This is a genomic window from Mesorhizobium sp. M7A.F.Ca.CA.002.09.1.1 (assembly GCF_003998555.1).
GTDB lineage: Bacteria > Pseudomonadota > Alphaproteobacteria > Rhizobiales > Rhizobiaceae > Mesorhizobium > Mesorhizobium ciceri.
The window spans coordinates 1-5,601 of sequence record NZ_RZRR01000319.1 but is presented as its reverse complement, the minus strand read 5'-3'; the positions used below and the strand labels follow the sequence as shown (position 1 = coordinate 5,601).

4 protein-coding genes and 1 pseudogene are annotated in these 5,601 nt (G+C 63.0%); all 5 read right to left on the bottom strand.

The features are described from left to right. Positions 1 to 291: 291 nt before the first annotated feature. Positions 292 to 1,671, bottom strand: a complete 1,380-nt coding sequence (locus EN994_RS15705) for an aspartate aminotransferase family protein (protein WP_013531202.1) — start codon at positions 1,669 to 1,671, stop codon at positions 292 to 294. A 48-nt stretch (positions 1,672 to 1,719) separates the two neighbouring features. After that, positions 1,720 to 1,860 carry a capsid protein gene (locus EN994_RS15700; RefSeq protein WP_082826679.1) on the bottom strand — a complete coding sequence of 47 codons (141 nt, stop codon included), beginning with the start codon at positions 1,858 to 1,860 and terminating at the stop codon, positions 1,720 to 1,722. Positions 1,861 to 1,928: 68 nt separating this feature from the next. Beyond that, the gene (locus EN994_RS15695; protein ID WP_063168190.1) at positions 1,929 to 4,001 is read right to left on the bottom strand and encodes a prolyl oligopeptidase family protein; all 2,073 of its coding nucleotides are present in this window, start codon (positions 3,999 to 4,001) and stop codon (positions 1,929 to 1,931) included. A 66-nt stretch (positions 4,002 to 4,067) separates the two neighbouring features. Next, positions 4,068 to 5,240 (bottom strand): MFS transporter, encoded by a 1,173-nt coding sequence (locus EN994_RS15690; RefSeq protein ID WP_063168191.1) that lies wholly within the window; start codon positions 5,238 to 5,240, stop codon positions 4,068 to 4,070. Positions 5,241 to 5,384: 144 nt separating this feature from the next. Next, positions 5,385 to 5,601, bottom strand: a pseudogene (locus EN994_RS15685) (MFS transporter); the annotation flags it as partial.

Sequence of the window (5,601 nt, the reverse complement as noted above, 5' to 3'; positions counted from 1 at the left end):
CGCGCCGTCTCCGTACTCCATGGCTGGCGGCTCCCGCCATCCATGGCCATCAACGGCAGCCGCATCATCGCCACCAGCGGCGCCAGCATCAGGTCGCCGCTGATGCTGGCCGCTTCTCGCGTCCGTCGGCTCTTGCCGGTTTCTCTCATGGAAACAAACCCCTTGTGGCGGCCGAATCAGCCGCTGCCCCACACACTACGCGCTTGTGATGGAATTCGTTCCCTCGCCGCTTCGGCATGGTCTCAAGGCTGGGCGCGCCCGCCGAAGAGCGCCCAGCCGAGGGGTCGAGTTCTACCGCTTGCGAAGATCGGCTTGCGCCAGATCCAGCGCCTTCGAGATGCGGTCGCAGGCCATATCGATCGTATCGCGGGTCCAGATCAGCGGCGGCGACAGGATCATCGTGTCGCCGGTGGCGCGCAGCATCATGCCATTCGTGATGGCGTGATCCCGCACGGTTACCGCCGCACTTCCAGCCGGCAGGAACCGCTCCTTGGTCGCCTTGTCCTTGACGATCTCGATCGCGCCCATCAGTCCGATCGAACGGACCTCGCCGACCAGATCATGTCCGGCAATGCGCTCCTGCAACGCCTTGGCGAAGTAAGGGCCGGTGTCGTTCCGGACGCGGTCGACCAGCCCTTCGCGCTCGATGATCTCGAGGTTCTTCAGCGCCACGGCGCAGGCCACCGGGTGCCCGGAATAGGTGTAGCCATGGTTGAACTCGCCGCCCTTCTCGACCAGCGTCGAGGCGATGCGGTCGCCAACCAGCAATGCCGACAGCGGCTGATAGCCCGAGGTCAGCGCCTTGGCCGTGGTGATCGTGTCTGGCTCGATGCCGAGTGTCTGTGCGGCAAACCATTCGCCGGTGCGACCATAACCGGTGATGACTTCGTCCAGCATCAGCAGGACATCGTATTTACGGCAGATGCGCTGCACTTCCGGCCAATAGCTCGCCGGCGGTATCTTCACGCCGCCGGCTCCCATGATCGGCTCGCCGATAAACGCGGCAACCTTGTCGGCGCCGGCTTCGAGGATCGCCTCCTCGACAGCCCCGGCCGCGCGCAGACCGAAATCATGATCGCTCTCGCCAGGCAGCGCCAGCTCATAGGCATAGGGCATCATCACATGGACGATGTTGGGCACCGCACCGTTGAGCTGCTTGTGCATACCATCCATGCCGCCGAGCGAGGTGCCGGCAACGGTCGAGCCGTGATAGGCCATCTTGCGCGAGATGATGCGGTTCTTCTCCGGCTTGCCCTCCAGCACCCAATAGTGGCGCACGAGGCGCAGCGCGGTGTCGTTGGCTTCCGACCCGGAAGAGCCGTAGAATACCTGGTTGACGTGCTTCGGCGCGATCTCCGCCAGCTTCTTGGACAGCAGCACTGGCGTCGGCGTCGAGCATTTGAAGAAGGAGTTGTAGTAAGGCAGTTCCTTCATCTGGGCATAGGCGGCCTCGGCCAGCTCGTCACGGCCATAGCCGATGTTGACGCACCACAGCCCGGCCATGCCGTCGAGGATTTCAGCCCCCTCGGAATCGTAGATGAAAGGGCCGTTGGCATGGGTGATGATGCGCGACCCGGCCCCGCGCATTTCCTTGTGGTCGGTGAACGGATGCAGATGATGCGCGGCGTCGATCTGCTGAAGCTGCTTCAGCGAATAATTCTGATAGGTCATGTCTGATCTTCCCTCTGGATTCTATCCGGCCAAGCCGGGGCGAATGCTTCAGAGGCAGAGAGGTGGCGAATAGCCGATGCGGGCACACAGCCGCAAAAGCTCGGCGCGCAGCGTGCGCGGTGACGGCGTCACCGCGACCCGCAATGCGCGAGCCTCAAATGCGTCAATCAACGTCCTGACGAGAGCCATGGAAGCCACCTTAGAGCAAAGGCTGCTCGAGGAGAACCACCCTTTGCTTGGCCCATAACTGAATGACTCTAGGCCTTGGCTGTCAGCGCCCTTTGCAGGAAGACATATTTCATCGCCGTCTGCGCCGCCTGCGGCCGGCGGTCGCCACGCCCGCCATGGCCGCCCTCGGTCTCCTCGAAGAACAGCGTCCTCGCATGGCCGGCTTCCTGCAGGCGGGCGGCCATCTTGCGCGCATGGCCGGGATGGACCCGATCGTCAGCGGTCGATGTGGTCAGCAGCACAGGCGGATAGGCGGCAGCGGCGTCGACATGCTGGTAGGGCGAGTAGGCTGAAAGCCACTTCGCGTCTTCGGGTTTCGACGGATCGCCATATTCGGCCATCCACGAGGCGCCAGGCGGCAATTCGGCGTAACGCAGCATGTCGAGCAGCGGCACCTCGATGATGACGGCGCCGAAAAGCTCGGGATGCTGCGTCAAGGAAACGCCGGTCAGCAAGCCGCCATTCGAACCACCCTGGATGCCGAGCGAGCTTGCTGTCGCGATGCCGCGCTTGACGACGTCCTGCGCGACCGCTGCGAAATCGTCGAATCCGTTCTGGCGATTGCCCTTGAGCGCCGCCTGATGCCAGGCTGGGCCGAACTCGCCGCCGCCGCGGATGCATGCCTGCACATAGGCATTGCCTTTCTCCAGCCACAGCTTACCACGCACGCCGGCATAGCCGGGCAGCAGCGGCACTTCGAAGCCGCCATAGCCGTAAAGCAGCGTCGGCACCGGACCTTTCTGGTCGCGCCGCCTGACGACGAAATAGGGGATCATCGTGCCGTCCTTGGAGCGCGCCTCGAACTGTTCCGAGATCAGCGGCGAGGCATCGAAACGCGCCGGCTGCGACTTCACGGTGGCGAGCGTCTCGCCATTGTCGTCGGACCAGATGATCGAACTCGGGGTCAGGAAATCGGTGAAGGAGAAGGAGACACTCGAGCCGAACTGCTCGGCATGACTGATGCCGACATTGCCATTTTCGGGCAGCGCCACCGGTTTCAGCGACCAGTTGCCATCCATGCGCTCGCAGACGACGACTTTGCCGCGCACATTGTCCATCAGGCTGACGAACAGCCGGTCCCGCGTGCGGGCAATGCCGGCTATGGAAACGCGATAGGCCGGCTCGAACAAGGTTTCGACAGGCCCGATCGCGCCGGTCTCGACCCAGCGCGCCAGGTCCAGCGAATAAAGACCGTCGGGCTTGCAAACCGTGTCGTCGGGCGCCGTCCATGCACTGCGCACGCCGAACACGAGCTGATCCCTGAATATTGCCGTATCGGTCATGTCGTCCGGTAGCGGCAGCTGTTTGTTTTCGCCGGAAGGCAGCCGAAGGAAGATGTGCGAAGCGAAGAAATTCAGCGTTCGAGCCAGGACCAGATAGCGTCTGTCACCGTCGTACTCGACAGCGGCACCAACGGCGAGATCCTCTTTCTGCGCCTCGAAGATCGGCGTTGCGTCTTCCAGCTTGGTATCGCGCTTCCACAGCTTTATGATTCGCGGATAGCCGGACTCGGTCTTGTCGGCCTCGTCGAAAGCGGCCGAAACAATCACGGTGTCCTTATCCAGCCAGCTGAAACCCGACTTGGAAGCGGGTGCACGAAACCCACCCTCGACAAACGACTTGGTCGCGATGTCGAATTCGCGCATCTCGCTGGCGTCGCCGCCATCCGGCGACATCGAGACAAGGCAAAGGTTGAAGTCGGGATAGAGCCGGCTGGCGCCGCCAAAAACCCATTTTATCCCTTCCTCCGCCGCAAGCTGGTCGAAGTCGATGATCGTTTCCCAGTCGGGCTTCTCGGTCTTGTAGGAAGCGACGGTCGTGCGGCGCCAGAGGCCGAGCACATTGGTCTTGTCCTGCCAGAAATTGTAGACATGGCCGGCTTTTGCCGCGCCGACCGCGATGTTGTCCTCGGCCGTCATCAGGTCGAGCGCGGTCTGGAACGACGCCTGATAGGACGGATCGCCCTGCAATTCGCCAACCGTGATCTCGTTCTGGCGATGTACCCAGTCCAATGACTGCTTGGCTGTCCTGTCCTCCAGCCAGAGAAAGGGATCGTCGGTCGTGGGGGCGGAATTCGGCGTCTGGGTGGCAGGCTTGGTCATGAGGTCTCCGATAAACGCGTTGCTTTGAAAAAGCCAACGCCGACAGGCCGTCGATATTCACCATGTTCAGCGCACAATTGAGGCTTTCCGCCGACCAGCGAGGCTCGCAATGGCCAGCGCCAGGCACAGCAGCCCAAGCGTGATCGGCAGTCCGCCGGCGCCCATAACATCCATGGCGCCCCCCGCCAGCGGCGGCACGGCGATGCCGCCGACCCCCCACATCAAGGAAAAGGCCGCATTGCCGGCGACCAGTGCGGAGCCGGTGAAGCGTTCGCCGAGCTCGATGATCGACATTGTGTAGATGCCGTAGGAAACCGCGCCCCAGACAAAGATCATTGGCCAGATCAGCGGCGACTCGATGAGAAGCGGAAGCAGGACGCAGCCGAGCACCGTGATCGCGACGCAGGCAAGCCGCACCAGGCGCGCGGAAAGCCTTTCCGCCAAAAGGCCGAGCGGCACCTGCATGGCGATGTTGCCGGCGATCATCACCGACAGCAGCGCCGACATGCGGGTTTCGGTGATGCCGTGATGGGTGCCATAGACCGGCAGCAACGCCAGCGCACCCTGTTCGAAGCCGGCGGCGACTATGACGGCGAACAAAAGCAGCCACGCCAGCGGCACGAAACCCAGGACGGAAACCTGGTGCCCGGCCTCGTCGACCTTGGGCAAACGCGGCAGCACCGAGGCCAGGCAAATGCCACACAGCACGAAGGCGAAAATGCCGACGAGGAAGGGCGGCCAGCCCTCAGTGCCGACTGCAAGCAGGCACAGTGGCCCGGTCGCGAAACCGGCCGAGATGATCGTCGAATAGACACCCATGACGCGGCCGCGTCGGGCCGGCGGTGCCAGCGCGATCACCCAGATCTCGCTCAGCACATAGAGCGGATTGGTCACGACGCCGATCAGGAAGCGCAGGGGAAACCACAAATAGACATTTTGCGTCCAGCCGATCAGCGCCAGCACGACAGCCGAAAGGGCCGCACAGGTGAGCGCGGTGCGCCCTGCCCCGAATCGGCGGGCCAGCGCCGGGATCAACGGCGATAACAGAATGAAGCCAATCGGCGTCATGGCCGCCGACAAGCCGATCATCGCTGGCGAAACGCCCTGGCGCTGCAGGATGAAACTCAGCAGCGGATAGGACAACCCTTGCGCGATGGCGAACACCGAGACGGTCGCGATCACACCGGTGATCGCCGCCCATTGCATCGTCTCGTCCTTGTTCGATTCAACCAAATTCATGTACGCACCGCTGTCGGGCTGCAGGATTAGCGATTGAGTTGCGCAGAGGTAAGCCCCTGGCGGGCGAAAACTGCTTGCTCCAGACAGTGCCTGTCAGGAGGCTGGGCCTGTCAGGAGGTTGGGCCTGTCAGGAGGTTGGGCTTATCAGGAAGCTCGGCGCATGGATGAGCGGTACAGCGCGAACATCACCAGCACCGCGTCGAGAGCGGCAATAACCACCGGCAGCCCAAGTGGGCCGATGCCTTGCATGAGCAGGCCCGCACCGGGTGGGCCGACGATGCCACCAACGCCCCACATCAGCGCAAAGGCAGCGTTGCCGGCGACCAGCACAGAGCCCTTGAACCGGCTGCCGAGTTCGACC

Bases quoted from the DNA above. Each gene is read 5' to 3' on its own strand.
- EN994_RS15705 (WP_013531202.1), bottom strand. From the start codon at position 1,671: ATGACCTATCAGAATTATTCGCTGAAGCAGCTTCAGCAGATCGACGCC.
- EN994_RS15700 (WP_082826679.1), bottom strand. From the start codon at position 1,860: ATGGCTCTCGTCAGGACGTTGATTGACGCATTTGAGGCTCGCGCATTG.
- EN994_RS15695 (WP_063168190.1), bottom strand. From the start codon at position 4,001: ATGACCAAGCCTGCCACCCAGACGCCGAATTCCGCCCCCACGACCGAC.
- EN994_RS15690 (WP_063168191.1), bottom strand. From the start codon at position 5,240: ATGAATTTGGTTGAATCGAACAAGGACGAGACGATGCAATGGGCGGCG.